The sequence below is a fragment of the Streptococcus mitis genome (assembly GCF_005144795.1).
GTDB classification, from domain to species: Bacteria; Bacillota; Bacilli; order Lactobacillales; family Streptococcaceae; genus Streptococcus; species Streptococcus mitis_BB.
Genome location: NZ_SWFJ01000001.1, coordinates 189,266 through 214,924 on the forward strand (window position 1 = coordinate 189,266; position 25,659 = coordinate 214,924).

Consider the following 25,659-nt stretch of genomic DNA (forward strand, 5'->3'; position numbering starts at 1 on the left):
GCTGACTCTTTATTCCATGGTATCAAAAGCGAGGCTTGGTTTGGCATTGAGGTCCAAGCTTGCAAAATTTTCTTTGTTCCACTCGCTGACGCTGGCATAGGCAATCATTCCTGCATTGTCTCCACAAAGACGCAGAGGTGGGATGATAACCTTGACATCTGTGATTTCAGCTGCTAGGCGTTCTCTGAGGCCTTTATTAGCTGCTACCCCACCTGCCACGACAAGAGTTTTAACAGGGTATTTCTCCAAAGCCTTCTTAGTTTTTGCCATAAGAATATCCAGTACAGCTGCTTGGAAGGAAGCACACAAATCCTCTGTAGACAGACTTTCTCCCTTTTGCTCGGCATTGTGATGAAGATTGATAAAGGCAGATTTCAAACCTGAGAATGAAAACTCCAGATTATCTTCCTTAATCATGGCACGAGGAAAATCATAAATATCCTGCCCCTGATGAGCTAGCTCATCAATCTCACGACCTGCAGGATAGGTCAAGCCCATGACACGGCCGACCTTATCATAGGCCTCACCAACCGCGTCATCTCGCGTTTCCCCAACAATCTTGTAGTCACCAGCCTCAGAAACATAAACCAACTCTGTGTGTCCACCGCTGACCAAGAGGGCTATCAAGGGAAACTCCAAAGGCTCCACACTCTGAGCGGCCATGAGGTGACCAGCCATGTGGTTAACAGGAATCAGCGGAAGTCCATGAGACCAAGCAAAGGCCTTAGCAGCTGACAAACCGACTAGTAAGGCTCCGACCAAGCCCGGTCCATAGGTAACCGCCACAGCTGTCACGTCCTCTTCCGTAATCCCTGCTTCTGCTAGTGCCTCCTCGATACAGGCTGTAATGACCTCGACATGGTGACGACTGGCTACTTCCGGCACTACGCCCCCAAAACGTTTGTGACTCTCAATTTGACTAGCAATGACATTGGACAAAAGCTCATCGTCGTTTTTCAAGACGGCAACACTAGTCTCATCACAGGATGTCTCAAATGCTAAAATATATCTATCCTTCATCTATTTCTCTCTTCATGATGATGGCGTCCTCGACTGGATCATGGTAGTAGGCCTTTCGCTCAGCGATGGCTGCCATCTTTTCTTTCTTGTAAAATGCTTGCGCTCGATGATTTGAACTTCTGACTTCGAGGAAAATCTCCTTATCTGTCGGCAATTGAGCAAACAAGGCTGACGCAATTCCCTGACCCTGATAGGTTTGTTTGACAGCGATTTGCAGGACTTCTGCTTCAAAAAGATTCTCCTGCACGGCTAGAAAGCCAATCGCTTCTGCCCCATCATAAGCCAGAGCATACCAAGTCTGGTCTTGGGACAGGTCTGCTTGGATTTGCTCCAGCGTCCAAGGGCTGACTGGGTAAACAGCTATCATAACAGCGTAGATGGCTTGAGCCAAGTCAGGCTGCTGTTGGATTCGTTTAATTTCTATCATAGGCGTTTAATGTAAGACTCGCCAGACTCGGTATGGTTCTTGAGCCAGTTTTCCTCAGCCTCAACACGTTTGAGGTAGTTCGGCACAAAATCATGCAAGGAGTCTGCTTCCTTATCCCAAGCCAAAAGAGCAAGAGTGGCTGCATTAGGCAAGGTTTCTTGATAGCTAGCTTGTGGTAGTTGTTCTTGGATCTGCTCCACAAAGGCTCCAACTTCTCCGACAAAGGTTACCTGTTCAGCATCCTTGACCTGCTCTAGCACTTCCGCAAAGGACAGGTGCGCTTCTGGAAAGACAAGCTGAGCATTTTCATAAAAGCCAGCATAAACATTGTTGCGACGTGCATCCATGATAGGAACCACCAAGCCTTCTTGTTGGTATGGCACCAGAGCCAAGAGGCTAGACATACCAACTAACTCGATGTTCAGAGTATGAGCCAGAGTTTTGGCAGTTGCCACCGCAATTCGCAAGCCTGTGTAGCTACCTGGCCCTTCTGCCACCACGATTCGGTCCAAATCCTTGGGTGTCCAATCCAAACTTGCCATCAAAAAATCGATGGCAGGCATGAGGGTAATACTGTGATTTTTCTTGATATTAATCGTCGTCTCGGCAAGAACCTGCTTGTCCTCTAAAATAGCAAGAGAAAGAGCCTTGCTGGACGTATCAAAAGCTAATACTTTCATAACACATTCCTATCTTTTTGTCTGCTTACTATTATACTACAAAAGCTGGCACATGGGAATTTTCTTTATCCCCAAACAGGAATACCTAGACTTAAACAAAAAATAATTCGCAAATAAATTTCAAAAAAATGTTCACTTTTCCTTTTCTTTTCCGAATATAAAAGTGAACAAGAAAAAAGGAGGAAAGTTCAATGACAAATTTTGACGTTCTTGACAATCAATTTTTATCCCTATCTGAAAATGAATTATCAGATATTGATGGCGGTCTCGCTCCCTTGATTATCTTTGGAGTAGCAGTATCTTGGAAAGCTATTGCAGGCGGAACAGCACTTGTAGGTTCTGGTTTGGCAGCTGGTTATTTTTTAGGAGGAGATTAATATGATGAAAGATTTGAACAACTATCGTGAAATTTCTAATAAGGAATTACAAGAAATCAAGGGTGGTTTTGGTGCAGGTGTTGGTATCGCTTTATTTATGGCAGCTTATACCATTGGGAAAGATCTCCGTAAAAAGTTTGGTAAGTCATGCTAGATAAAAGACACATTTTTAGAAGGATAAATTTTATTGTCTTCATCTCTTACAGTTTGCTCAGCATTCTCAATGATTTAAACATTACTACTATCCCTTTACCAATTGATCTATCTGTTTGTATTGTTTTATTTTTATGCTTCAACTCTATTTTTGAGCAGAAGAATCGTTAACATAACACTAATAAGCTCTGAAAATTCTATTGTCATGTCATTTTAGAAAAATGTAAAAACCGCCCCATCTTGATAGAAGGGGTGGAATTTTAGTGTCATGAATTTACTATGTTTTACCCCCAAACAAAAAGCCCCTGCATCAGCAGGGCATCTAAGCATTTAATCCAAAGTAAAATACAAACCAAACGACATAGGTTACGAGGAGGAGAAAAAGCGAGTAGAGGGTCACAAAACTAATCTTCCACAAGAACTTGCTTTGTCGTTGTTCCAGTTTGGCAAATAGAAGATTCCCAGTATAAACGCAAGCAACAAACACAATAAAAGCCACCAAGCGAGCTCCGATAGCAAAGGCAAATAAGTTATACATAGGGCAACCTCCTTGACTTAAAATCTATATGGAATTATGACAAGCAACAAATTTCACTTCCATTATCAAAATAACATATTTTCTCTGTTTTTGCAAACGCTTACCAATAAGTTGCCCTGTGACTTTCTCGTTTCCGTCTTTTACTAATTTTTCATTTTATGTTATAATTGAAATAATTGTAACGAATCAAGGTCAATCTAGACACAAAATGGAATGAAATCAAGCAAATCTCTGCTAAAAGTTTGGAATAAGCTGACCTGTAAATAGAAAGGAACTATATGATTTACAAAGTTTTTTATCAAGAAACAAAAGAACGTAGCCCACGTCGTGAAACAACACGCGCGCTTTACCTAGACATCGATGCCAGCTCAGAACTCGAGGGTCGTATCGCTGCTCGCCAACTTGTCGAAGAAAATCGCCCAGAGTACAACATCGAGTATATCGAACTCTTGTCTGACAAATTGCTAGATTACGAAAAAGAAACTGGCGTCTTCGAAATCACGGAGTTCTAATATGGCCTATACTCTTAAACCTGAAGAAGTTGGCGTTTTTGCCATCGGTGGTCTGGGAGAAATCGGGAAAAACACTTACGGAATTGAATACCAAGATGAGATTATTATCGTCGATGCTGGGATTAAATTCCCAGAAGATGACTTGCTTGGTATTGACTACGTCATTCCTGATTACTCTTACATTGTAGACAATATCGACCGCGTCAAGGCTGTTTTGATTACCCACGGACACGAGGACCACATCGGTGGGATTCCATTCCTGCTCAAACAAGCAAATGTCCCTATCTATGCTGGACCGCTTGCCTTGGCTTTGATTCGTGGGAAACTCGAAGAACACGGCCTCTTGCGTAACGCCAAACTTTACGAAATCAACCACAACACTGAGTTGACCTTTAAAAATCTTAAGGCAACTTTCTTTAGAACCACTCACTCTATTCCAGAGCCTTTGGGGATTGTCATTCATACTCCTCAAGGAAAAATCGTCTGTACGGGTGACTTCAAGTTCGACTTCACTCCAGTTGGAGAACCTGCGGACTTGCACCGTATGGCAGCCCTTGGGGAAGAAGGCGTGCTCTGTCTCCTATCTGACTCGACAAATGCAGAAGTGCCAACCTTTACCAACTCTGAAAAAGTCGTTGGTCAGTCCATCATGAAGATCATCCAAGGCATCGAAGGACGTATCATCTTTGCATCCTTTGCCTCAAATATCTTCCGTCTCCAACAAGCAACAGAAGCTGCTGTTAAGACAGGACGCAAGATTGCGGTCTTTGGTCGCTCTATGGAAAAGGCCATTGTCAACGGAATTGACCTTGGTTACATCAAAGCTCCTAAGGGAACCTTTATCGAGCCAAATGAAATCAAAGACTATCCTGCAGGCGAGGTGCTCATCCTCTGTACAGGTAGTCAGGGCGAGCCGATGGCAGCCCTCTCTCGTATCGCCAACGGAACCCACCGTCAGGTGCAACTCCAACCAGGTGATACGGTTATCTTCTCTTCTAGCCCAATCCCTGGAAACACGACTAGCGTCAACAAGTTGATTAACATCATTTCTGAAGCTGGTGTCGAAGTTATCCACGGTAAAGTGAACAATATCCATACATCTGGACACGGTGGTCAGCAAGAGCAAAAACTCATGCTCCGCTTGATTAAACCAAAATACTTCATGCCTGTCCATGGTGAATACCGCATGCAAAAAGTTCATGCTGGACTAGCAGTAGATACTGGTGTCGAGAAGGACAATATCTTTATCATGAGCAATGGTGATGTACTTGCCCTTACTGCTGACTCAGCTCGTATCGCAGGTCATTTCAACGCCCAAGACATCTATGTCGATGGAAATCGTATCGGTGAAATCGGTGCTGCTGTCCTCAAAGACCGTCGTGATCTATCTGAAGACGGTGTCGTTCTGGCAGTCGCAACTGTTGACTTCAAGTCGCAGATGATTCTGTCTGGTCCAGATATCCTCAGCCGAGGCTTTGTCTACATGCGTGAGTCTGGTGATTTGATTCGCCAAAGTCAACGCATCCTCTTCAATGCAATTCGTATCGCACTGAAAAACAAGGATGCTAGCGTGCAATCTGTCAATGGTGCCATTGTCAACGCTATTCGCCCCTTCCTCTATGAAAATACAGAACGTGAACCAATCATCATCCCGATGATTCTCACACCAGATGAAGAATAAAGCAAGAAAACAGCCCCGACGGAGCTGTTTTTCTCTATGCTTTCTTTTGAGATTAAAACTCAATAAAAATCGAAATCAGACTAGAAGGCTAGGCGAAAGCATAACTTGAGTTAGGTGAGCCGAAGCCGACGACGTATCATTTTGATTTTTGAAGAGTTTTAGAAATACTACGATTTTTACCTTCCAGATACACCATCAAAATAGAAATATCTGCAGGATTTACTCCCGAAATACGGCTGGCTTGTCCGATGGTTTCTGGATTGATGAGTTTGAACTTCTGACGGGCTTCGGTTGCGATAGAGTCAATGTCATCCCAGTCGATATTAGCTGGAATGCGTTTTTCTTCCATACGTTTCATCTTGGCAACCTGATCCATGGCTTTGGAAATATAGCCTTCGTACTTGATTTCTGTTTCAATCAATTCGATAATCTTGTCATCCAAGTCTTCAGCAGCTGGTCCGATGAAGGCCACCACATCTTGGTAAGAAACTTCTGGACGGCGAAGGAATTCCTTGGATGTCACTGCATCTGTCAAAGGCTTGAAACCCATCTCCTCAACCTTGGCATTTGTTTCCTTGACTGGCTTGAGTTTGATGCTATCTAGGCGTTTCATCTCATTATCAAATTGATTTTTCTTGATTTCAAAGCGAGCCCAGCGTTCATCATCCACAAGGCCAATCTCACGTCCCATCTTAGTCAAACGCATATCAGCATTGTCATGGCGGAGAATGAGACGGTATTCCGCACGACTGGTCAAGAGACGGTAGGGTTCAATGGTTCCCTTGGTCACCAAGTCATCAATCATGACCCCAATATAACCGTCACTACGCTTCAAAATCAACTCAGGCTTGCCTTGGATTTTCAGAGCCGCATTGATACCCGCGATAATCCCTTGGCCTGCTGCCTCTTCGTAACCTGACGTTCCATTTGTCTGACCAGCAGTGAAAAGTCCGGAAATTTTCTTGGTTTCCAGAGTCGCACGTAACTGATGAGGCAAGACCATGTCGTACTCAATGGCATAACCTGTTCGCATCATCTCTGCATTTTCCAAACCTTTGATGGAATGAACCAAGTCACGTTGGACATCCTCAGGCAAACTAGTTGATAGACCTTGAACATAGACTTCCTCAGTATTGCGCCCTTCTGGCTCAAGGAAAAGTTGGTGACGTTCCTTATCTGCAAAGCGCACAATCTTATCCTCAATCGATGGACAGTAACGAGGTCCCACTCCCTTGACCACACCTGTAAACATAGGCGCACGGTGGAGATTGTTTTGGATAATCTCATGACTGGTACCATTGGTATAGGTCAACCAGCATGGCACTTGGTCTTTGACATAATCCTCATCACGTGAAGTGTATGAGAAATGATTAGGCGCTTCGTCTCCTGGCTGAATCTCTGTCACATCATAATTGATAGAAGAAGCCTTGACACGTGGAGGTGTTCCTGTCTTGAAACGACCAATTTCGAGTCCTAATTCCTTGAGATTATCAGCAAGGTTAATAGAAGCCAAGCTGTGGTTAGGACCTGATGAGTACTTGAGGTCTCCGATGATAATTTCCCCACGGAGAGCAGTTCCTGTGGTCACAATAACAGCCTTAGCAGCATACTCTTGATGGGTCGCTGTACGAACACCGACAACCTTGCCATCTTCCACCAAAATCTCATCAATCATGGTCTGACGAAGGGTCAGATTTTCTTGATTTTCAACCGTCTTGCGCATTTCCTTAGAGTAAAGTTCCTTGTCAGCCTGCGCACGAAGGGCACGAACAGCTGGTCCCTTCCCTGTGTTGAGCATCTTCATCTGGATGTAAGTCTTGTCAATAGTTTTGGCCATCTCACCACCTAGGGCATCGACTTCACGCACAACAATCCCCTTGGCAGAACCACCGATAGAGGGATTACAAGGCATGAAAGCCAGCATTTCAATGTTGATGGTCGCAAGTAAGACCTTACAGCCCATACGGCTAGCGGCCAAGGAAGCCTCGACCCCAGCGTGTCCCGCACCTATTACAATAATATCGTATTCTTCAGTAAAATTATATGTCATTTCTTAACCTTTCAAAAATTTCTCGCAAATAAGGAACTAACTTCTCCTCCTCTAGAGCTTGATTCATAGTGACCCATTTAAAGCGTGTATGCTCTTCAGGATCTAATCTGATAATTGGCTTATCCCCAACCCACTCTGCTTTATAAACTAAGCGAGTAAAGACAGTATCCTTAGAGGTATCCAGTTGACTATCTTCGTGAAGAAGTTTGAGCGAACTGCTATCTAGCCTAACTCCCACTTCTTCAATGCATTCTCTAAGAGCACCATCTTGCGGAAGTTCACCCTTTTCAACCCCGCCACCAGGAATATCCCAGTAAGTTGGATAAACGTTGGGTTGTCCTCTTTTAATTTCCGAACGCTGAATGAGCAAATAATCACCACCATTATGAACAAGTACATGGGCAATAAGCTTAACCATCATTTTCTCTCCTATTCCTCAAGATGAATGTGTCGCAGTTGGTCGTCCCAATCGGGTAGGGCTGTTTTTAAAAAAGCTGGAACTAGATGGATATCCTTAAGCTTATCTAAGTCAATCCATTCACAGGGTTGCGTTTTCTCATCTTCCTGCATGGTCAGTGGGGCATCTTCAAGCAAGTCCACCAGATAATGAAACTCGATATTGTGATAGGAAACACCATCCTGTTCAAAACGATTTTCAACCACGAAAGCTAGTTGCCCAGCTTGAGCTTTGACACCCAGTTCTTCCCTCACTTCACGGACTACCGCGTCTTCCGTGCTTTCATTGACTTGAATCGCACCGCCAATAGTATAATACTTGCCCTTATCTTTGGTGACTAGAAGCTTGCGATTTTGGACAATCAAGGCTGTCGCCCGAACTCCAAAAACCGTATTTCCTACTTTTGTCCGAAAGTCTTGCTGAGTCATTCTTGTCCTTTCCCTTAAACGACACAAAAACAGTCAAAACTCCAAAGAAGTGCAGGACAAAAAAGCCTGCAACATCCATGAGCTTTGACCATCATTTCTATTGCTTTTATTATTGTAGCAAATTGAGAAAATTTGTCAATCTAAATGTACTGACAAACTTGTCCATCGCGGTAAGCATTGTCAATCAAGCCACCACCTAGACACTCTTCGCCATCGTAAAAGACAACTGCCTGTCCTGGTGTAATCGCGCGCTGTGGTTCCGCAAAGATGACTTCTGCCTTGTCTCCTTTGACATGGACAGTCACCTTAGAGTCAGGTTGACGGTAGCGGAATTTAGCCGTACATTCGAGCGTAAACTTCTCTGGCATCTCACGAGTAAAGTGAACTTGACTGGCCTCTAGGCTGGTTGACATGAGCGAATCATGGTAGAAGCCTTGACCTACATAAAGGATATTTTGGCTCAAGTCTTTCCCGACAACGAACCAAGGGGCATTGTCACCACCGTGTTGTCCACCGATACCAAGCCCACCACGCTGACCAATCGTATAATACATAAGACCTGCGTGCTCGCCCATATCGCGACCATCCACAGTCATCATGCGGCCTGGCTGAGCTGGCAGGTAGTTACTGAGAAAGTTTTTAAAGTTCTTTTCTCCAATAAAGCAAATCCCTGTTGAGTCTTTCTTCTTAGCAGTCGCAAGGCCTGCTTCTTCTGCTAGTTTTCGAACTTCAGGCTTTTCCAAATGTCCTAGTGGGAACATGGTTTTTTGGAGTTGTTCTTGCGACAGTTGGCTGAGGAAATAGGTCTGATCCTTGCCATTATCCACACCGCGAAGCATGTGAACAGTGCCATCCTCATCACGCGCCACTCGGGCATAATGCCCAGTCGCTACATAGTCTGCCCCCAAGGTCATGGCATAGTCCAAAAAGGCCTTGAACTTGATTTCCTTGTTGCACATAACATCTGGATTTGGCGTGCGCCCTGCACGGTATTCCGCTAGGAAATACTCGAAAACGCGGTCCCAATACTCTTTTTCAAAATTGACAGAGTAGTAAGGAATGCCGATCTGATCTGCCACCGCAGCCACATCTTTGTAATCTTCGATCGCCGTACAGACGCCGTTTTCATCTGTGTCGTCCCAGTTCTTCATGAAGATACCGATCACATCGTAGCCCTGCTCCTTGAGCAAAAGAGCCGTCACCGACGAATCAACACCACCACTCATCCCCACGACAACACGTGTTTTAGAGTTATCACTCATGGTAGTTCTCCCATCTATTCGTTTATTCACGATTGAAGGTCGTGTGTGCCTCACGATTGAAGGTCGTTTGAGCAGTTTTCATTATAACATGCTTAGATAGAGAAGACAAGAAAGAGGCTGATAATCTGATATTCTCTTTGATAGAAACATCAATATAATCACAAAAAAGACAATGTGCAGCCAAATCTCGATTCTACTTATAAACTTATTTATAAAATAAGCTAAAAATGATATACTGTAATTAGGAGGAAGTCGTACATGATCCCTTTAAGATACTACCATCCATGTGCGTAGAACGATTGTGAAAAACTACAAAGATATCCTAAAATCAAAAAATACTATTTTTACTATCATTATTGTTGTAGGTCTTGGACTTTTAATAGGCTTAGTCATTCATCAAGAACATATCCAAGCAGAGAGAGGGAACATCGCTCTCAGCAGACAACATAAGAATGGACAAGATGTTGAACAAGTAAAAAATGCCATTAAAGACTTCAATATTGGTTCTGAAACGATTATAGAGGATTGGAAAAAAATCCAAGAATTGAAGCCAACCTCTGACGAAGGCAAAAAGACATTAGCAGATTTCCTTACTTCTACGGCCGATAAAATCACTAATCATTATACTGAAAAAGCTTTAAAATTGGATATAAAGGAATCCGATAGCCAGTTTGAAGATAAACAAACACTTGAAACAGCCATCACTTCCTTACAAAAAATACTAGAAATTATTAAAAGTGTCAATTCCACAAGAGAACAAGCCACTATTGATGAAAAAATAAAACCCATTCAAGAACTGATTTCTAAATTCCAAAAGCAAGTTGAAGTCTTGACCAAAAAAGAAGAACAAAAGTCTAATAAAAAAGAAACAGAAACGACTAGTAGTGAGGGAGAAAGAGAGACACATTCTTCAGAAGGAGGCAGCTACACTCCAACCTATACTGGGTCAAATGGGAACAGATATAATTCACAAGCACCTGCAAGCGAGCAATATTCATCTGATGGTGCTAGAAGTGGGGAAAACACTGCTACCAATACACGAGATCAAGCTACTGATACTGCAGGAGCCCAAGGAGATACGAATACCAATAATAATAGTAATAATGCTGAGGTTCGCGATACTAACAGTAATAATCGCACTAATTCAGCTGGAGAAACTCCAGAATCCCGTCAGCCGTAAGCAATCTGTCATTACTACTATTTAAAAATTGTCTTTTGTCAAATAAAAGCACACAAAAAGAGCCATCAAAGGCTCTTTTTCTATTTCTTAATACCAGCCGTTGTTAAGCCAGAAGTTTTTAGCAGCAGTCCATGAACCGTAACGTCCTGCAACATAGGCATCTGCCACACGTTCTTGGTTAGCAGCTGAGTAGTCACCGTTCAAGTATGAATCTGTCAATTGGTAACGTCCGATGTATTGGCCGTTTGTAGCTGTGTAACTACCACCTGATTCTTTTTGTGCAATCCATTCTTTAGCTTCTGCTTCAGAACCGCTTACAGTTGCAGCTGGTGCTGAAGTTTCTGCTACAGCAACAGTTTCTTCTGCTGCAGGTGTGCTTGCAGCTGGTGCTGCTTCTTCTACTACTTCTGTAGTTTCTGCTGCTGGAGCTGAAACAGTTTCATCTTGAGCAGCTGGTGCTGCATAAGTAGTTGGCGCTGGTGTTGCAGCAGGCGCTACAGGGCCATCGATAACCAACTCTTGACCAACATAAATCAAATGAATGTTGTCGATGTGGTTGTTTTCTGCCAATTTCTCAACAGTTGTGTTGTGAGTTTCAGCGATTTCTGAAAGTGTATCACCTTCTTTAACAGTGTAAGTTGATGATTCTTGGGCAGATACAAATGATGGAGCAAATACTGTAAACAAGGCAGCTACTCCTGCAAGAGTTGTTTTAATCTTTTTAGTTGTTGATTTCATATTTGAAAATTCTCCTTCTTTCTATAGTTCTATCATACCCTTTAAATATTACCGTTTCTTGACACTTTTATGTAGAAATATTACAAAAGTATTTTTTATTTCCCTAAACAAGCTATTTTTTGTTACAAAAGATGCTTTTTTATGCTATTTGTAGTGTAAAAAGGTTTTCATCCACAATTAAAGCCAAGACCTTCATTCTTTGATATAATAGAGATAAGAATTTTTATAAGGGGAAACTGATGAAATCACTTCGTTTTCAATCTGTCTTTGATATCATCGGACCAGTTATGATTGGCCCATCTAGTAGCCATACCGCTGGTGCTGTTCGTATTGGGAAGATTGTCTCTTCCATTTTTGATGATACTCCGACAGAAGTTGAATTCCAACTTTTTAACTCATTTGCCAAGACCTATCGTGGTCACGGAACAGACCTAGCCCTTGTTGCAGGTATTTTGGGCATGGATACAGATGATCCTGAAATCCCAAACAGCCTGGAAATTGCCCACAAGCGCGGTATCAAGATTGTCTGGACCATTCAGAAAGACAGTAATGCTCCTCATCCAAACACCACTAAAATTACCGTTAAAAATGCCCACAAGACCATCAGCGTGACTGGTATTTCTATCGGTGGAGGGAATATTCAGGTAACCGAACTCAATGGCTTTGCCGTCTCTCTCAATATGAATACACCGACTATCATCATTGTTCATCAAGATATTCCAGGTATGATTGCACTTGTTACGGAGGCACTTTCTCGCTATGATATCAATATCGCCCAGATGAATGTCACTCGTGAAAAAGCTGGTGAAAAAGCCATTATGATTATCGAAGTCGATAGTCGCAACTGTGATGAGGCCATCGAAGAAATTCGAAAAATCCCTCATCTCCACAATGTCAATTTCTTTAAATAGGAGGAAGCATGTTTTATTCTATTAAAGAATTGGTCGAGCAAGCAGATCTGGACTTTCAAGGAAATGTCGCAGAACTCATGATTACAACAGAGTTTGAATTGACAGGTCGCGAACGTGAAGAAGTCTTCCTTCTCATGGAACGCAATCTGGAAGTCATGAAAGCCTCTGTCCAACTTGGCCTCAATGAAAATAAATCTCGTAGTGGCCTGACAGGTGGGGATGCTGCCAAATTGGATCACTACATCAAAAACGGAAACACTCTGTCAGATTACACAATTCTCTCTGCTGCCCGAAATGCTATCGCAGTCAATGAACATAATGCTAAAATGGGCTTGGTTTGTGCCACTCCGACCGCAGGAAGTGCTGGCTGTCTGCCCTCAGTTCTAACAGCTGCTATTGAAAAATTAGACCTCAGTCACGAGCAACAACTGGATTTCCTCTTTGCTGCCGGTGCCTTTGGACTAGTCATCGCAAACAATGCCTCTATCTCAGGTGCTGAAGGTGGCTGTCAGGCCGAGGTTGGTTCGGCCTCTGCTATGAGTGCTGCAGCCTTGACTCTAGCTGCCGGTGGAACACCTTATCAGGCCAGCCAGGCCATTGCCTTTGTCATTAAAAATATGCTAGGCCTCATCTGTGACCCTGTTGCCGGCTTGGTCGAAGTTCCCTGCGTCAAGCGCAATGCTATGGGAGCTAGCTTTGCCTTCATCGCAGCAGACATGGCTCTGGCAGGTATCGAATCTAAAATCCCTGTGGATGAGGTTATCGATGCCATGTACCAAGTGGGGTCAAGCATGCCAACTGCCTTTCGTGAAACAGCTGAAGGTGGACTCGCTGCCACCCCTACTGGTCGTCGCCTCCAAAAAGAAATTTTCGGAGAATAAGCTTATCAAATAGGAGAAACCATGACCTCTATCACAGCTATCTTTTTCGATCTAGATGGAACCCTCGTTGACAGTTCTATCGGGATTCACAATGCCTTTACCCATACCTTTAAGGAGCTCGGGGTGCCTAGCCCTGATGCCAAAACTATTCGTGGTTTTATGGGACCGCCCCTCGAAAGTAGTTTTGCGACCTGCCTTCCCAAAGACCAAATTTCTGAGGCTGTCCAGATATACCGTTCTTACTACAAGGCAAAAGGCATCCATGAAGCTCAACTCTTTCCTCAGATTGTAGACTTGCTTGGGGAGTTATCGAGCAGTTATCCACTCTATATCACCACGACAAAAAATACTCCAACTGCTCAAGATATGACTAAAAATTTGGGAATCTATCATTTCTTTGATGGCATTTATGGTTCCAGCCCTGAAGCACCTCATAAGGCAGATGTCATTCGCCAAGCCTTGCAGGCACATCAACTAGAACCAGAACAAGCCATCATCATCGGAGATACCAAGTTTGATATGCTGGGAGCTCAAGAAACAGGTATTCAGAAATTAGCCGTCACTTGGGGATTTGGAGAGCAAGCAGATTTACTAAACTATCAGCCTGATTATATCGCTCACAAACCCATAGAAGTTTTGGAGTATTTTCAATAACATAGACTGGGCAAAAACCCCATTTCAAAAGAAAATGGAGCAAGTTTCTACATAACAAAACGCATATTACCAAGGTTCTTCAGACCTGATAATATGCGTTCTTCTTTTTTATTCAACGTGGGTTGTTTGATTGGCAAAGGCGATAATGGCTTGCTTCAACTCATCTCCACTAAGAGTGCGGAACTCTTCAATCTTTTGATCGATGGCTTCTAGAGGCATGACATTAACCTTACCAACGAAAATCTTATCCATAACTTGGTTATCAACCAGTTCGGTTGATACCAAGAGTTCTTCGTAAAGTTTTTCGCCTGGGCGGATTCCAACTTCAACAATTGGAATTTCGCTTTCGGTGTGTCCACTTAGAAGGACCATTTTTTTGGCCAAGTCATAAATCTTGACTGGTTTACCCATATCAAGGATAAAGACTTCCCCATCCTTGGCATAGGCACCAGCATGGATAACCAAACGGCTAGCTTCTGGAATGGTCATAAAGTAACGGGTCATGCGGAAGTCTGTCACCGTTACAGGACCGCCTTCAGCAATCTGACGTTCAAAGACAGGAATCACACTACCTCGGCTACCAAGAACATTCCCAAAACGAACCGCACAGTAAGTCGATTGGCTACGTTGGTTAAAACCAGTGACAATCAACTCCGCCACGCGCTTGGTTGCTCCCATAACATTTGGTGGATTAACCGCCTTATCTGTCGAAATCATAACCATCTTAGGTACTTTAGCTTCATCAACAGCCTTAGCAACATTGTAGGTTCCACGGATATTGTTTTTGAAGGCTTCTTTTGGATTGCGCTCCATCATAGGAACGTGCTTGTGGGCTGCCGCATGATAAACAATAGCTGGCTTGTACTGCTCAAAGACTTGCAACAAGCGGTCATAGTCTTGAATATCCGCAATCACAGGTACATAATCAATCCCTTGGAACTTACGAATCAATTCATGATACACAAGATAGATTGAGTTTTCCCCATGACCGAGCAAGACGATACGTTCAGGATTGAAGCGACTAACTTGGCGACAGATTTCAGAACCGATTGAACCTCCAGCACCTGTGACTAAGATTGTTTTTCCAGTAAGTTCTGCGCCCAGACGCGATTCGTCAAGACGAATTTCCTGACGACCCAAAAGGTCTGTGATATCAATCTTCTGGAAGCCTCCACCTGCTTGGTGAAGTCCTTGAACAACCGTTTCAACTTTAGGCATCTTGTAACATTTGACACCCAGTTTATTACACATCTGCAAGATACGCTCATATTCTGACGGGTCAAGTGACGGAATCGCAACGATAACACGCTCGATTTGATGGCGTTTGGCTAATTCAGGCAGATTATCATATGAACCCAAAACAGGGATTCCACCAAGTTTTTGACCCTTTTTCTTAGAATCCTTGTCCAAAATACCGACAAGTTCTAATTCACTAGTTGGATGTTGGTAACTATCCATAAAGAGAGCTCCACCATCACCGGCACCGATCAAGAAGGTCCGACGGTGTTCTCCATCACCACTGCCTTTTTTGCGTTTGGAGTAGATTAACTGCCAAGTAATCCGTGGCAATAAAATCAAGAAAGTACTCAACAATATAAAGAGCACGATAAAACGGATAGAGAAGAGAGGCAAGAAGGCATAGCAGATACTATATGACAAGATACTGCTAGCAGTCACACCAAAAAAGATTTTCATGAAATCCGTAATCTTGCTGTAACGACTAATACTAGCGTTCAACCCCCAAAATCCAATCATCAATTGATAGAACAGGAAGGCCAAACTCGTATAGATAATGTAGTCAACAGGTGCTGGATTAATCAAGCCGTAGAATAAGATATAAGATACAATGATGGAAACCACCATACTCAAAATATCAAATATTCCCCAGAAAACCTGTTTTTGTTGTTTATTTAAAATTTCCACCAGATCAATCACATAATCTGTGAGTTTTTTATTCATAGGAATTTACTCCTCCTTAAAAGAGTTAAAGGATTCTATTGCTATAATAATATAATTTGCTTGTTTTGTCTATAACTTATTTGCTTTTTCTTAAAAGCTTGACAAAGATAAACTGACGTACAAAGCCCGGACAGAGTGCAACGATTGCTTGAATGGCAATGCTTTTCGCATATTCCATGTAAGAAATTTGCCCTCTCTTCAATATGCGCTGACGAGCTTGACGATAGAGTTTGAGGTAACGCAGTCCCCCACGACGCTCAAACATTCCTGCTCCAACACGAACCTTACACAAGATTTGATCCAGATTTCCAGTCTTAGCTTCTGCAGCAATCATATTGAGCCAGAGGAGGTCATCCTCCATATAAAGGCCATCCTCATAGTTGCCTGCCTTGAGAACCATGTCCTTCTTGAACATGACAGTCATGTGGTTAAAGGCACTTCTCATTCTTTGATAAGCTACAATATCTGCATGCTGGGTTGGAACACGACGGTAAGAAACGATCTCATCAGGATTGTCAATAAACTCTGCAATATGTCCACCTAATAGATCGAGGTTATCCTTCTCCATTAGCTGAACCTGTTTCTCAAAACGATTTGGAACAGCTATATCATCCGTATCCATACGGGCAATAATATCATACTGGCACTGTAAAACACCGTATCGAAGAGCCAGACCCAAACCTTGATTCTGCTCAAGAGGATAGCGTTTCACTGGAATATCAGACTCAGCTTCAACCTGGTCTAATATCTGATAGAGTTCTGGTGTGAGAGGTCCATCCTCTACGAGAACCAATTCGCTCGGTTGCAAGGTTTGATTTTGAATACTATTAATGGCATCTCTCAAAAATGTCGGATTTTCCTTTACATAGACCGACATCAAGACGCTAATTTTTTGCTTTTCAAGCACAGTTTTTCTCCAATATATAGATTTCCTTCCACTATTTTATCATAATTTTCAAGACTTTCCTATTTTTATCTTGAAAGCCAGAAACCTTACTTGACATTATAGGAAAAAAGCCTTAAAATAAGCTGTTATTAAAATCAGCTAGAAGAGGTATTATATGAAAAAGCAATCACTCTTTTTTGTTCCAGGTATTATCCTGATTGGTGTTTCCTTGCGGACTCCTTTTACTGTTTTACCCATTATTTTGGGAGATATTTCGCAAGGGCTGGGAGTCGAAGTTAGTTCACTTGGTGTCCTGACCAGCCTTCCTCTCCTCATGTTTACTCTCTTCTCGCTCTTTTCTACCCGACTAGCTCAGAAAATTGGCTTGGAGCATCTCTTTACCTATAGCCTTTTCTTCTTGACCATCGGTTCTCTCATTCGACTAATCAATCTGCCCCTGCTCTATCTAGGAACCTTGATGGTTGGGGCAAGTATCGCAGTCATCAATGTTCTGCTTCCTAGTCTTATCCAAGCTAATCAACCAAAGAAAATTGGTTATCTGACCACCTTATATGTAACTTCTATGGGGGTTGCGACGGCTCTGGCTTCCTATCTAGCTGTGCCCATTACACAAGCCAGTTCTTGGAAAGGACTTATCATCCTCCTCACCCTGCTCTGTCTAGCAACTTTTTTGGTCTGGCTCCCAAATCACTGCTATAATCACAGACTGACTCCACAAACCAAACAAAAAAGCAAAGCAAAGGTCATGCATAATAAACAGGTCTGGGCAGTGATTGTCTTTGCAGGTTTTCAATCCTTGCTCTTTTACACCGCTATGACCTGGCTACCTACCATGGCTATCCACGCAGGCCTATCCAGTCACGAAGCTGGCTTACTGACCTCTATCTTCTCTCTGATTAGCATTCCCTTTTCAATGACCATCCCAAGCCTGACAACCAGTTTGTCTACTCGCAACCGTCAGCTCATGCTCACTCTGGTTTCACTGGCTGGCGTGGTCGGCATTTCCATGCTCTTTTTCCCAGTCGGTAATTTCTTTTACTGGCTTGCCATCCATCTCCTCATCGGAACCGCAACCAGCGCCCTCTTTCCTTATCTCATGGTCAACTTTTCACTCAAGACAAGCGCCCCTGAAAAGACAGCTCAATTGTCCGGCCTATCTCAAACAGGAGGCTATATCCTGGCAGCCTTTGGGCCGACTCTCTTTGGATACAGTTTTGATCTGTTCCACTCTTGGGTACCAGCTGTAGTTGCTCTCTTACTCGTCGATATCCTGATGACTGTGGCCCTCTTCACAGTGGACAGAGCTGATAAAATCCTCTAAACTCCTAGTAAAAACTAGGAGTTTTTTATATATAAAAATTTTACACATTTCTCTTGACAGGGCTTTCTTTTAGATGTACAATGTATGTGTAGAAAAATTATATATAAAAATCTTACACATTAGAAAAGGAGGTTTCCCATGTACTTCCCAACATCCTCTGCCTTGATTGAATTTCTCATCTTGGCCGTACTGGAAAAAGGGGATTCTTATGGTTATGAGATTAGCCAGACCATTAAGCTGATCGCTAATATCAAAGAATCTACACTCTATCCTATCCTAAAAAAATTGGAAGGCAATAGCTTTCTGATAACCTATTCTAGAGAGTTCCAAGGTCGCATGCGCAAATACTACTCCTTGACAAATGGTGGTATAGAACAGCTCGTGACCCTAAAAGATGAATGGGCACTTTATACAGACACCATCAATGGAATCATAGAAGGGAGTATCCGCCATGACAAGAACTGAATACCTGACTCAGCTAGAACTTTATCTCAAAAAACTACCTGAAGCTGACCAAATTGAAGCCATGGACTATTTCAGGGAACTCTTTGACGATGCTGGAGTCGATGGAGAAGAAGAACTCATCGCTAGCTTAGGAACTCCCAAAGAAGCGGCCCACGAAGTTCTCTCCAATCTTCTCGATAAAAAAATCAATGAAGCACCTGCTCAAAAGAATAACCGACAAATTTTGCATATCGCCTTGTTAGCCCTACTTGCAGCACCCATCGGTATTCCTTTAGGAATCGCCATTCTCTTGGCTCTTTTCGCAATCCTTGTGGCCGCTTCGAGCGTCATCTTAGCTTTCTTTGTAGTTTCCATACTTGGTATCATCGGTGGATTCCTATTTTTAGTTGAAAGTTTCACTGTCTTAGCCCAAGCTAAATCAGCCTTTATCTTGATTTTTGGTTCTGGTTTACTGGCTATCGGTGCTTCTTCACTAGTCTTACTAGGTATTTCCTATGTAGCCCGCTTCTTCGGCCTACTCATTGTTCGCCTGGTGCAATTTATTCTCAAAAAAGGAAAGAGAGGTGACCAGCATGCGTAAGTTTACAAAAGGATTTCTCATTTTTGGTGTGGTGACTACCATTATCGGATTTATCCTGCTCTTTGTAGGCATCCAATCTGACGGAATTAAGAGCCTACTTGCCATGTCCAAGGAGCCTGTCTATGATAGTCGGATGGAAGAGTTGACCTTTGGCAAGGAAGTCGAAAACCTAGAGATCACTCTCCACCAACACGCGCTCACCATCACAGACTCTTTCGATGATCAAATCCACATTTCTTATCATCCATCTATTTCTGCTAACCATGATCTTGTCACAAATCAAAACGACAAAACTCTAAGCCTCACTGATAAGAAACTGTCTGAAACTCCATTTCTCTCTTCTGGAATTGGTGGGATTCTCCATATCGCAAGTGGCTACTCTCGTCGTTTTAATGAAGTTATTCTCCAAGTTCCAAAAGGAAGAAGTCTAAAAGGAATCAACATCTCAGCCAATCGTGGACAAACCAGTATCACTAATGCTAGTCTTGAAAATGCGACCATCAATACCAATAATGGCTATCTCCTCCGAATTGAAGGAAGTCGTATCAAAAACAGTAAACTCACAACACAAAATATTATCAATATCTTTGATACAGACCTTACAGATAGTCAGCTAGAGTCAACAAAACATCACATCCACGCTGAAAAAATCCAAGTACATGGTAAGGTGGAACTGATGGCGAAAACAGACCTACAACTGCTACTTTCCGAAGAAGAAAAACAAAGAATCAACTTAGATCTTTCAACAAAACATGGCTCTATTCTTCATTTTTTAAGAGAAGGAAGGCGTTCGTTTAAAAACAAAGAAAACAAAGATGAACGATTAAGCAATCCTTATAAAACAGAAAAATCAGATGCAAACGATCAACTCATGGCCAGAGCAGAACAGGATATCTATCTACTCAAATCAGAGGAACACGAGTCTTCTTCTAGAAATCGTTGACAAAAGCGCTTACATCTGCTACTATGAAAGCATATTTATCTAACTAAAAAGGAGGTTCTACCATGACACAAGAATGGTTTGAAAGTGCCGATCTTGAGAAGAAAGCACCTAAGACAACATCAGAAAATCAGCCTGAAGAAACAGAGACTGTCGAGCCTGTAGATACTGATATACAAGCAAGCGAAGAGACAGACATTTCTTCTAAAGAAGCTGAAACTCATGATGAGGAAGCTCCCGAAACAATAGAAGAAAATCAAACTGAAGAACAGGGAGAAGCTAAGGCTGATCAGGATAAGACCCAAGAAAGTTCAGCCAAAGTTAAAAACCTTATCAACAAGGCTTTAGAAAGTCCCTATATCCCAGAAATTGACCCCCACAAAACTGCCCGATTAAAGGAAGAAATCTCACTATTTTGGTCTTGGCTAGTGGAAGCAATCAAATCTCCTACAAGCAAGCTTGAAACAAGTAACACACACAGCTACACAGCCTTTCTCTTGCTCATTCTGTTTTCTGCATCTTCCTTTTTCTTTAGTATCTACCACATCAAACATGCTTACTATGGACATATGGCAACTATAAACAGCCACTTCCCTGAACAATTTGCTTCATTAACTCTCTTTTCGATTATCTCTATACTAGTAGCAACAACACTCTTCTTCTTTTCATTCCTCTTGGGTAGTTTCGTTGTGAGACGATTTATCCACCAGGAAAAAGACTGGACGCTAGAAAAGGTTCTCCAACAATATAGTCAACTCTTGGCAATTCCAATCATCCTCACTGCTATTGCTAGTTTCTTTGCCTTCTTTGACAGCCTGCGATTTACGGCTCTCTTGTGTGTGATTAGTGTTGGAATCATTCTGCTTGCTAGTCTCCATATCATTACAAGACCAAGTCAAGCAAGTGAAACCGACTCCTTCTATCAATTATTCTTGTCTGTCCTTGTGAACGGAGTCATTATCCTCCTCTTCTTTGTAGCTGAAGTGGCACTGATTGGAGATTATCTTCGTATCTTGGCCTTTCTTTAAACTTCAATCCTGTCATCCATGGCAGGATTTTTCTATGTCAAAAAAGCAAGTCGATTGACCTGCTTTACTTTTCTTGTGCCAATCCTTCAAAATCTTGTCCTAGGATGGGCTGCACTTCTAATTGATTGGCGTCTAGTTGGTGGTAAAATTCTGACGGTAGTACCTCAAGGAATTTTGCATAGTCCAAGCGGGCAATGGCTTCATAGTCTTCTGGTTTAGAGCCATCTCCTGTGATTTGAACCAAGTCAATTTCCCACTGAACTTTCTTATCCACCAATTGCTCAATATAGGCTGCAGGTACAAATGGTTCTCTCGGTAAAACGGTCTTGACCCCTTGAGCCAGATGGTAAACACCGTGCACTTGCTCTTCTCCATCTTGATAGAAGGAAACTCTTGCAAAGTAGGCGTCTGTCTCTTGAACCGCACGTACACGTGCTTCAAACTGTGCCAAGCCATCTGCCTCTAAAAAGCTTTTCAAGTCCTCATGACTAAAGAAAACAGGATTAAAAATTCCTTGGCAAATCGTAAAACGAGCTGCATTATCTGTCAGATGGGCTTGAATACTTGCTTGGAAATAAGCTTCAAAATCAAAACCATCTAGTCCTTCAATCTCAGTTCCTGTATAAGCAAGGAGAGCTTCTAAAAATGACTTGATAATCCGCCAGTCTGTCTTCGTTAGTAGGGCAGGAAGATCGACACGGTAAGCCTTTTGACCATCATCATAACTGACTTTAAAAAGAAATTGTGATTGCCCCACTATCGCACACTCGATATACTCGAGACGATTAAGAGGCTGACGGAGATAGACTGCATCATAGCTATGTGACTCCAAGCCATCTACCAAGGCCAAGATAGACTTGGCAGTCAAAATTTCCTGTTCTCCTAAAATGCTCTGTTTATTTGGAATAAAAAATGTTTTCGTCATAACTGGACTCCTTTGAAATCGTTTACATATAGTATACCCTATTTTCCTGAAAGATACAGAAACAAACTTTAGATTTTTTAGTAAAAAGCATAGAAAAACAGCCCCTAAGGACTGTTTGATCTTATACAGTAGCTGCTTGATCCAAGCTTTCACCGATAGTGGCTAGGCGCTCGACAACTTCAGCTTGTGTCAATTCATTTTCTGAAACATAGCGGTTACGTGGGTGAACACGGCACTCGTGTGAGCATCCACGAAGGTACTTGTCTTCATTTTCTTCTGATGTCAAGATACGACGGTTACAGAATGGATTTCCACAGTTGACATAACGTTCACATGGGGTTCCATCAAACCAGTCTTTCCCTACGATGGTTGGGTTAACATGGTTAACATCTACGGCGATACGCTCGTCAAAGACGTACATTTTCCCATCCCAAAGCTCACCTTGAACTTCTGGGTCTTTACCGTAAGTTGCAATTCCTCCGTGCAATTGGCCGACATCTTTGTAGCCTTCACGAACCATCCAGCCTGAGAATTTCTCACAGCGAACGCCACCTGTACAGTAAACCACAACACGTTTGTCCATGAATTTTTCCTTGTTGTCACGAACCCACTGTGGCAACTCACGGAAGTTGCGGATGTCTGGGCGGATAGCCCCACGAAAATGTCCTAGGTCGTACTCATAATCGTTACGTGTGTCAAGGACAACAGTATCTTCATCAAGAAGGGCTTCTTTGAACTCTTTTGGAGACAAGTAAGCACCTGTTGTTTCAAGTGGATTGATGTCGTTGTCGAAGTCATTGTCTTCCAAACCAAGGTGGACAATTTCTTTCTTGTAGCGAACAAACATCTTCTTGAAGGCTTGTTCATTTTCTTCGTCAATCTTGAACCAGAGGTCTTCCATTCCTGGAAGACTGTGAACGTAGTCCATGTATTTTTGAGTTGTTTCGTAATCACCTGAAACTGTTCCGTTAATTCCCTCGTCAGCGACTAGGATACGACCTTTAAGGCCGATTGATTTACAGAAAGCCAAGTGGTCTGCAGCAAATTGCTCTGCATTTTCAATTGGAGTGTAAAGGTAGTAAAGTAAGACACGAATATCTTTTGCCATAAGATTTGTTCTCTTTTCTATTCTTAAATTTTCAGAATTTTTTATCTAACTATATTAGTATACCTGCTTGAGAAAACGAATGCAATTTATTTGACTGGAAATTTATAGAAAGAGGCCTATCCCTGCACTTCATCAATAACCATATCGAATAGCAGATAGTTCTCTCAATTTTTTGATCTGCTCGGCTTGACTTTCTGACAAACTTAGCTTGTTATCAATCAATACGCGCGCAAGGTCAACATTCATTTGACTCAAAATAAATGGGGTAGAGGTCCCATCGTCCTCTAATCGTCTTTTATAGCTCACTAACAGATTTTTCAAGGGAGTCAGCTGAGGCGTATCCTTTATGTCTTCTAGTAGATGATCTATGATAGTCATGGCTTCACAACGTCTTTCGCTTCCTCCTGCAAACCATTTTAATGGTGTCATTCTTATTTTCCTCCTTAAATTGAAAAGCTATCATTCCTAACTCTCGTACCAATATTTCACCCAAATACCCTGTGTAAAAAAGTCAGCAAAAATGGTAAGGTCGCGAAAATATTATTAATCACATGCACCGCATAGGATGAATTGAAATTTGAAAAAATAAAACTTAATCTTAACTACCGTTTTAATAACTAATCTGGCAAGTCACAATAAATCATTTCATTGAACTACTAGACCTACCTAGACTGAACTTAAATTTTTGTTTAGAGTCTGGACAAAAACTCAATTTCAGGAGAAAACGAAGTAAATCTTCCCACAATAAAACTGACATGATAAAAATCCTCGTCACTCCAAACAACACTATCCATGAAAGAATCATGAGTATGATCATCTGTAAAATCAAGACTCCCTAAAATCACATCTGCCAATTCTCCTAATGTTTCTTTTTGGGAATGTGTATATGCCGATAGCAACTTTTCCAAATTTGACAGAAATAACCCAAGAACCCACAGATAATAGCTTTTCAGCCTCTATTTCCTGTTTTATTCATTTAATGTACCATAATCCCTCCAATAGTCAAGCAACATAATTTCTTTTAATCTATCATCCCTCTTGAGTTTATCGAACTAAGTCACCTATAACTCGAAAAGATATAGAAATAGAATGTTTCACGAGAAACACTCTATATCATCTATTATAACAACGAGAGTATTAGGTATCTATCTGCTTATCATTAGTAGGCCTACACTCTATCCCCAAGGTTATCCACAATCTGTGAATAACTATCCCAAACTGTGCTTAACTCTTGAGTTTCAGCAATTAAAACTACTTTATAATCCTCAAAAGTTACTAAATTGGTCACACAAATAAGAATTATCACTAAAATAATCAGAAGTTATCCACACTTATCCACAACCTGTTAGTAACTTTTGTGAATCGTCTTGCCTAAGCTAAGACTTATCTCTCACAAACACTAAAAAGAGCCTGACTCCAGGCTCTTTAGTCTATTATTTCTTCTCAGCACGGAGGGCTGACAAGATTTGTGTACGGATATCATCAACACCATTTGGAGTATTTGGTAAAAAGATAGTTTGGTTTCCTTTAGAGGCAAAGGTATTCAAGGTATCCAAATACTGGTTGGTCAAAAGAATGGACATGATTTGCTCTTCTGTCATACCAACATTGGCTTCCTTGAGTTCTGTGATAGACTCTGCCAATCCATCCACAATCGCCTTACGTTGTTGGGCAATCCCCACACCATGGAGGCGGTCTTTTTCTGCTTCGGCTTCAGCTGCAGTGACGATTTTAATCTTGTCGGCTTCCGCTAATTCTTGCGCTGCGACCCGCTTACGTTGCGCCGCATTGATTTCATTCATGGATTGCTTGACTTCTGCATCTGGTTCGACCTTAGTAATCAAGGTTTTCACGATAATGTACCCGTAAGTAGTCATTTCTTCTGCTACCTGGTGTTGGACTTCAAGGGCAATCTCATCTTTTTTCTCAAACAATTCATCCAAGGTTAATTTTGGAACAGAAGAGCGAAGAGCGTCTTCGATATAAGATTTAATCTGAGATTCTGGACGCATGAGTTTATAGTAGGCATCTGTCACGCTCTGCTCGTTGACACGGTACTGAGTCGCTACATTCATCATAACGAACACATTGTCCTTGGTCTTGGTCTCAACCACAATATCGCTTTGCAACAAGCGCAACTGAATCCGCGCTGCAATCGAGTCAATCCCAAAAGGCAAGCGAATATGAATACCGCTATTGGCAACCTTTTGGTATTTCCCAAAGCGTTCAATAATCGCCACCGACTGCTGACGAACCACATAAACTGTACTCAGTGTGACTATCACCAATAGGAGCACACAAACCACCACAAAAATCATCAAAAATGTTGCCATTATCGTGACCTCCATCATTATTTTCCTGTATTATAGCACATTTAAAGAAGGCTGTGCAGTTTTTACTGCGATTTTTCCTGAAATGTCAATAATTAGAGGTGAATTGTCACATTGTCGTCTAATCTCTTGCTAAACCAACTGGTA

General features: G+C 42.1%; 29 protein-coding genes and 1 pseudogene. 13 read left to right on the top strand and 17 right to left on the bottom strand.

Annotated elements, in window-relative coordinates; all coding sequences use genetic code 11:
• Positions 1-9: 9 nt before the first annotated feature.
• Genes tsaD through tsaB form a run of 3 tightly spaced genes read right to left on the bottom strand, consistent with a single transcriptional unit; the run spans position 10 to position 2,127 of the window.
• On the bottom strand, positions 10-1,020 hold the full coding sequence (gene tsaD / locus FBF73_RS00895; RefSeq protein ID WP_136936675.1) for a tRNA (adenosine(37)-N6)-threonylcarbamoyltransferase complex transferase subunit TsaD: 1,011 nt from the start codon (positions 1,018-1,020) through the stop codon (positions 10-12).
• Positions 1,010-1,447 carry a ribosomal protein S18-alanine N-acetyltransferase gene (gene rimI, locus FBF73_RS00900; RefSeq protein WP_136936676.1) on the bottom strand — a complete coding sequence of 146 codons (438 nt, stop codon included), beginning with the start codon at positions 1,445-1,447 and terminating at the stop codon, positions 1,010-1,012. Before rimI ends, tsaD begins: the two co-directional genes overlap by 11 nt.
• On the bottom strand, positions 1,444-2,127 hold the full coding sequence (tsaB, locus tag FBF73_RS00905) for a tRNA (adenosine(37)-N6)-threonylcarbamoyltransferase complex dimerization subunit type 1 TsaB (RefSeq protein ID WP_136936677.1): 684 nt from the start codon (positions 2,125-2,127) through the stop codon (positions 1,444-1,446). The genes rimI and tsaB overlap by 4 nt, the downstream gene beginning before the upstream one ends.
• A 191-nt stretch (positions 2,128-2,318) precedes the next feature.
• On the opposite strand from tsaB, the gene cibA reads away from it, so the two are divergent.
• Both cibA and cibB read left to right on the top strand, forming a co-directional pair.
• Positions 2,319-2,504 carry a fratricide two-peptide bacteriocin subunit CibA gene (cibA, locus tag FBF73_RS00910; RefSeq protein WP_136936678.1) on the top strand — a complete coding sequence of 62 codons (186 nt, stop codon included), beginning with the start codon at positions 2,319-2,321 and terminating at the stop codon, positions 2,502-2,504.
• 1 nt (position 2,505) lies between these two features.
• Positions 2,506-2,658 carry a fratricide two-peptide bacteriocin subunit CibB gene (gene cibB, locus FBF73_RS00915; protein ID WP_070528467.1) on the top strand — a complete coding sequence of 51 codons (153 nt, stop codon included), beginning with the start codon at positions 2,506-2,508 and terminating at the stop codon, positions 2,656-2,658.
• A gap of 321 nt (positions 2,659-2,979) precedes the next feature.
• Here the strand turns inward: cibB and FBF73_RS00925 are convergent, their stop codons facing one another.
• Complete coding sequence (locus tag FBF73_RS00925; protein WP_136936680.1) at positions 2,980-3,195, bottom strand: hypothetical protein; 216 nt, start codon at positions 3,193-3,195, stop codon at positions 2,980-2,982.
• Positions 3,196-3,473: 278 nt separating this feature from the next.
• Here FBF73_RS00925 and FBF73_RS00930 point away from each other — a divergent pair, with 278 nt between their 5' ends.
• Complete coding sequence (locus FBF73_RS00930) at positions 3,474-3,707, top strand: DNA-dependent RNA polymerase subunit epsilon (protein ID WP_033584763.1); 234 nt, start codon at positions 3,474-3,476, stop codon at positions 3,705-3,707.
• 1 nt (position 3,708) lies between these two features.
• A complete protein-coding gene (gene rnjA, locus FBF73_RS00935; protein ID WP_000331983.1) occupies positions 3,709-5,388 on the top strand; it encodes a ribonuclease J1 in 1,680 nt (559 codons plus the stop codon).
• Between the two features lie 136 nt (positions 5,389-5,524).
• On the opposite strand, the gene mnmG is transcribed toward rnjA, so the two are convergent.
• The 4 genes from mnmG to mnmA form a co-directional block, all read right to left on the bottom strand.
• Complete coding sequence (mnmG, locus tag FBF73_RS00940) at positions 5,525-7,438, bottom strand: tRNA uridine-5-carboxymethylaminomethyl(34) synthesis enzyme MnmG (protein ID WP_136936681.1); 1,914 nt, start codon at positions 7,436-7,438, stop codon at positions 5,525-5,527.
• On the bottom strand, positions 7,428-7,859 hold the full coding sequence (locus FBF73_RS00945; RefSeq protein ID WP_136936682.1) for an NUDIX hydrolase: 432 nt from the start codon (positions 7,857-7,859) through the stop codon (positions 7,428-7,430). Before FBF73_RS00945 ends, mnmG begins: the two co-directional genes overlap by 11 nt.
• An 8-nt stretch (positions 7,860-7,867) precedes the next feature.
• A complete protein-coding gene (locus tag FBF73_RS00950) occupies positions 7,868-8,323 on the bottom strand; it encodes an NUDIX hydrolase (protein WP_169435148.1) in 456 nt (151 codons plus the stop codon).
• Between the two features lie 140 nt (positions 8,324-8,463).
• Complete coding sequence (gene mnmA / locus FBF73_RS00955) at positions 8,464-9,585, bottom strand: tRNA 2-thiouridine(34) synthase MnmA (RefSeq protein WP_136936684.1); 1,122 nt, start codon at positions 9,583-9,585, stop codon at positions 8,464-8,466.
• A 301-nt stretch (positions 9,586-9,886) separates the two neighbouring features.
• Between mnmA and FBF73_RS00960 the strand changes: the two genes are divergently transcribed.
• Positions 9,887-10,765 carry a hypothetical protein gene (locus FBF73_RS00960; protein ID WP_124787491.1) on the top strand — a complete coding sequence of 293 codons (879 nt, stop codon included), beginning with the start codon at positions 9,887-9,889 and terminating at the stop codon, positions 10,763-10,765.
• A gap of 87 nt (positions 10,766-10,852) precedes the next feature.
• On the opposite strand, the gene FBF73_RS00965 is transcribed toward FBF73_RS00960, so the two are convergent.
• The gene (locus FBF73_RS00965) at positions 10,853-11,503 is read right to left on the bottom strand and encodes a M23 family metallopeptidase (protein WP_124787490.1); all 651 of its coding nucleotides are present in this window, start codon (positions 11,501-11,503) and stop codon (positions 10,853-10,855) included.
• Positions 11,504-11,742: 239 nt separating this feature from the next.
• Here FBF73_RS00965 and sdaAB point away from each other — a divergent pair, with 239 nt between their 5' ends.
• From sdaAB to FBF73_RS00980, 3 genes are read left to right on the top strand one after another with little or no spacing between them, the layout of a single operon-like run.
• Positions 11,743-12,414 carry an L-serine ammonia-lyase, iron-sulfur-dependent subunit beta gene (sdaAB, locus tag FBF73_RS00970; protein ID WP_000838909.1) on the top strand — a complete coding sequence of 224 codons (672 nt, stop codon included), beginning with the start codon at positions 11,743-11,745 and terminating at the stop codon, positions 12,412-12,414.
• A gap of 8 nt (positions 12,415-12,422) precedes the next feature.
• Positions 12,423-13,295: an L-serine ammonia-lyase, iron-sulfur-dependent, subunit alpha gene (sdaAA, locus tag FBF73_RS00975; RefSeq protein WP_136936685.1), complete on the top strand. Its 873-nt coding sequence runs from the start codon at positions 12,423-12,425 to the stop codon at positions 13,293-13,295.
• Between the two features lie 21 nt (positions 13,296-13,316).
• On the top strand, positions 13,317-13,949 hold the full coding sequence (locus tag FBF73_RS00980; protein ID WP_136936686.1) for an HAD hydrolase-like protein: 633 nt from the start codon (positions 13,317-13,319) through the stop codon (positions 13,947-13,949).
• Between the two features lie 108 nt (positions 13,950-14,057).
• Here the strand turns inward: FBF73_RS00980 and FBF73_RS00985 are convergent, their stop codons facing one another.
• Positions 14,058-15,908, bottom strand: coding sequence for a polysaccharide biosynthesis protein (locus FBF73_RS00985; protein ID WP_136936687.1), 1,851 nt, complete (start codon positions 15,906-15,908; stop codon positions 14,058-14,060).
• Between the two features lie 76 nt (positions 15,909-15,984).
• On the bottom strand, positions 15,985-16,815 hold the full coding sequence (locus FBF73_RS00990; protein ID WP_136936688.1) for a glycosyltransferase: 831 nt from the start codon (positions 16,813-16,815) through the stop codon (positions 15,985-15,987).
• A 154-nt stretch (positions 16,816-16,969) separates the two neighbouring features.
• Here FBF73_RS00990 and FBF73_RS00995 point away from each other — a divergent pair, with 154 nt between their 5' ends.
• The 5 genes from FBF73_RS00995 to FBF73_RS01015 all read left to right on the top strand — a co-directional run bounded on the left by FBF73_RS00995 (position 16,970) and on the right by FBF73_RS01015 (position 21,149).
• Complete coding sequence (locus FBF73_RS00995) at positions 16,970-18,136, top strand: CynX/NimT family MFS transporter (protein ID WP_136936689.1); 1,167 nt, start codon at positions 16,970-16,972, stop codon at positions 18,134-18,136.
• Between the two features lie 138 nt (positions 18,137-18,274).
• The gene (locus FBF73_RS01000) at positions 18,275-18,601 is read left to right on the top strand and encodes a PadR family transcriptional regulator (protein ID WP_136936690.1); all 327 of its coding nucleotides are present in this window, start codon (positions 18,275-18,277) and stop codon (positions 18,599-18,601) included.
• Positions 18,588-19,181, top strand: coding sequence for a DUF1700 domain-containing protein (locus FBF73_RS01005; RefSeq protein WP_136936691.1), 594 nt, complete (start codon positions 18,588-18,590; stop codon positions 19,179-19,181). Before FBF73_RS01000 ends, FBF73_RS01005 begins: the two co-directional genes overlap by 14 nt.
• On the top strand, positions 19,174-20,124 hold the full coding sequence (locus FBF73_RS01010) for a DUF4097 family beta strand repeat-containing protein (RefSeq protein WP_136936692.1): 951 nt from the start codon (positions 19,174-19,176) through the stop codon (positions 20,122-20,124). The genes FBF73_RS01005 and FBF73_RS01010 overlap by 8 nt, the downstream gene beginning before the upstream one ends.
• 62 nt (positions 20,125-20,186) lie before the next feature.
• On the top strand, positions 20,187-21,149 hold the full coding sequence (locus tag FBF73_RS01015) for a DUF6574 domain-containing protein (RefSeq protein ID WP_136936693.1): 963 nt from the start codon (positions 20,187-20,189) through the stop codon (positions 21,147-21,149).
• Between the two features lie 64 nt (positions 21,150-21,213).
• Here FBF73_RS01015 and FBF73_RS01020 read toward each other — a convergent pair whose 3' ends face one another.
• The 6 genes and pseudogenes from FBF73_RS01020 to FBF73_RS01040 form a co-directional block, all read right to left on the bottom strand.
• The gene (locus FBF73_RS01020; RefSeq protein ID WP_136936694.1) at positions 21,214-22,074 is read right to left on the bottom strand and encodes a DUF4299 family protein; all 861 of its coding nucleotides are present in this window, start codon (positions 22,072-22,074) and stop codon (positions 21,214-21,216) included.
• Between the two features lie 121 nt (positions 22,075-22,195).
• A complete protein-coding gene (locus tag FBF73_RS01025; protein ID WP_049539876.1) occupies positions 22,196-23,182 on the bottom strand; it encodes a rhodanese-related sulfurtransferase in 987 nt (328 codons plus the stop codon).
• A 132-nt stretch (positions 23,183-23,314) separates the two neighbouring features.
• Positions 23,315-23,611 carry a bacteriocin immunity protein gene (locus tag FBF73_RS01030; RefSeq protein WP_169435149.1) on the bottom strand — a complete coding sequence of 99 codons (297 nt, stop codon included), beginning with the start codon at positions 23,609-23,611 and terminating at the stop codon, positions 23,315-23,317.
• Between the two features lie 56 nt (positions 23,612-23,667).
• A pseudogene (locus FBF73_RS01035) lies at positions 23,668-23,748 on the bottom strand (CPBP family intramembrane glutamate endopeptidase); the annotation flags it as partial.
• A 123-nt stretch (positions 23,749-23,871) separates the two neighbouring features.
• Positions 23,872-24,036 carry a hypothetical protein gene (locus tag FBF73_RS09965; protein ID WP_153219761.1) on the bottom strand — a complete coding sequence of 55 codons (165 nt, stop codon included), beginning with the start codon at positions 24,034-24,036 and terminating at the stop codon, positions 23,872-23,874.
• A gap of 579 nt (positions 24,037-24,615) precedes the next feature.
• Positions 24,616-25,500, bottom strand: a complete 885-nt coding sequence (locus tag FBF73_RS01040; protein ID WP_004235732.1) for an SPFH domain-containing protein — start codon at positions 25,498-25,500, stop codon at positions 24,616-24,618.
• Positions 25,501-25,659 lie beyond the last annotated feature (159 nt).

Coding starts and splice junctions, on each gene's coding strand:
- FBF73_RS00930 (WP_033584763.1), top strand. CDS start 3,474: ATGATTTACAAAGTTTTTTATCAAGAAACAAAAGAACGTAGCCCACGT.
- FBF73_RS01040 (WP_004235732.1), bottom strand. CDS start 25,500: ATGATTTTTGTGGTGGTTTGTGTGCTCCTATTGGTGATAGTCACACTG.
- FBF73_RS00995 (WP_136936689.1), top strand. CDS start 16,970: ATGAAAAAGCAATCACTCTTTTTTGTTCCAGGTATTATCCTGATTGGT.
- FBF73_RS01010 (WP_136936692.1), top strand. CDS start 19,174: ATGCGTAAGTTTACAAAAGGATTTCTCATTTTTGGTGTGGTGACTACC.
- tsaD (WP_136936675.1), bottom strand. CDS start 1,020: ATGAAGGATAGATATATTTTAGCATTTGAGACATCCTGTGATGAGACT.
- FBF73_RS01020 (WP_136936694.1), bottom strand. CDS start 22,074: ATGACGAAAACATTTTTTATTCCAAATAAACAGAGCATTTTAGGAGAA.
- FBF73_RS00980 (WP_136936686.1), top strand. CDS start 13,317: ATGACCTCTATCACAGCTATCTTTTTCGATCTAGATGGAACCCTCGTT.
- FBF73_RS01015 (WP_136936693.1), top strand. CDS start 20,187: ATGACACAAGAATGGTTTGAAAGTGCCGATCTTGAGAAGAAAGCACCT.
- cibB (WP_070528467.1), top strand. CDS start 2,506: ATGATGAAAGATTTGAACAACTATCGTGAAATTTCTAATAAGGAATTA.
- FBF73_RS00965 (WP_124787490.1), bottom strand. CDS start 11,503: ATGAAATCAACAACTAAAAAGATTAAAACAACTCTTGCAGGAGTAGCT.
- cibA (WP_136936678.1), top strand. CDS start 2,319: ATGACAAATTTTGACGTTCTTGACAATCAATTTTTATCCCTATCTGAA.
- FBF73_RS00945 (WP_136936682.1), bottom strand. CDS start 7,859: ATGATGGTTAAGCTTATTGCCCATGTACTTGTTCATAATGGTGGTGAT.
- FBF73_RS01000 (WP_136936690.1), top strand. CDS start 18,275: ATGTACTTCCCAACATCCTCTGCCTTGATTGAATTTCTCATCTTGGCC.
- rimI (WP_136936676.1), bottom strand. CDS start 1,447: ATGATAGAAATTAAACGAATCCAACAGCAGCCTGACTTGGCTCAAGCC.
- FBF73_RS01030 (WP_169435149.1), bottom strand. CDS start 23,611: ATGACACCATTAAAATGGTTTGCAGGAGGAAGCGAAAGACGTTGTGAA.
- FBF73_RS01005 (WP_136936691.1), top strand. CDS start 18,588: ATGACAAGAACTGAATACCTGACTCAGCTAGAACTTTATCTCAAAAAA.
- mnmG (WP_136936681.1), bottom strand. CDS start 7,438: ATGACATATAATTTTACTGAAGAATACGATATTATTGTAATAGGTGCG.
- FBF73_RS00950 (WP_169435148.1), bottom strand. CDS start 8,323: ATGACTCAGCAAGACTTTCGGACAAAAGTAGGAAATACGGTTTTTGGA.
- sdaAA (WP_136936685.1), top strand. CDS start 12,423: ATGTTTTATTCTATTAAAGAATTGGTCGAGCAAGCAGATCTGGACTTT.
- FBF73_RS00925 (WP_136936680.1), bottom strand. CDS start 3,195: ATGTATAACTTATTTGCCTTTGCTATCGGAGCTCGCTTGGTGGCTTTT.
- FBF73_RS00985 (WP_136936687.1), bottom strand. CDS start 15,908: ATGAATAAAAAACTCACAGATTATGTGATTGATCTGGTGGAAATTTTA.
- rnjA (WP_000331983.1), top strand. CDS start 3,709: ATGGCCTATACTCTTAAACCTGAAGAAGTTGGCGTTTTTGCCATCGGT.
- FBF73_RS01025 (WP_049539876.1), bottom strand. CDS start 23,182: ATGGCAAAAGATATTCGTGTCTTACTTTACTACCTTTACACTCCAATT.
- tsaB (WP_136936677.1), bottom strand. CDS start 2,127: ATGAAAGTATTAGCTTTTGATACGTCCAGCAAGGCTCTTTCTCTTGCT.
- sdaAB (WP_000838909.1), top strand. CDS start 11,743: ATGAAATCACTTCGTTTTCAATCTGTCTTTGATATCATCGGACCAGTT.
- mnmA (WP_136936684.1), bottom strand. CDS start 9,585: ATGAGTGATAACTCTAAAACACGTGTTGTCGTGGGGATGAGTGGTGGT.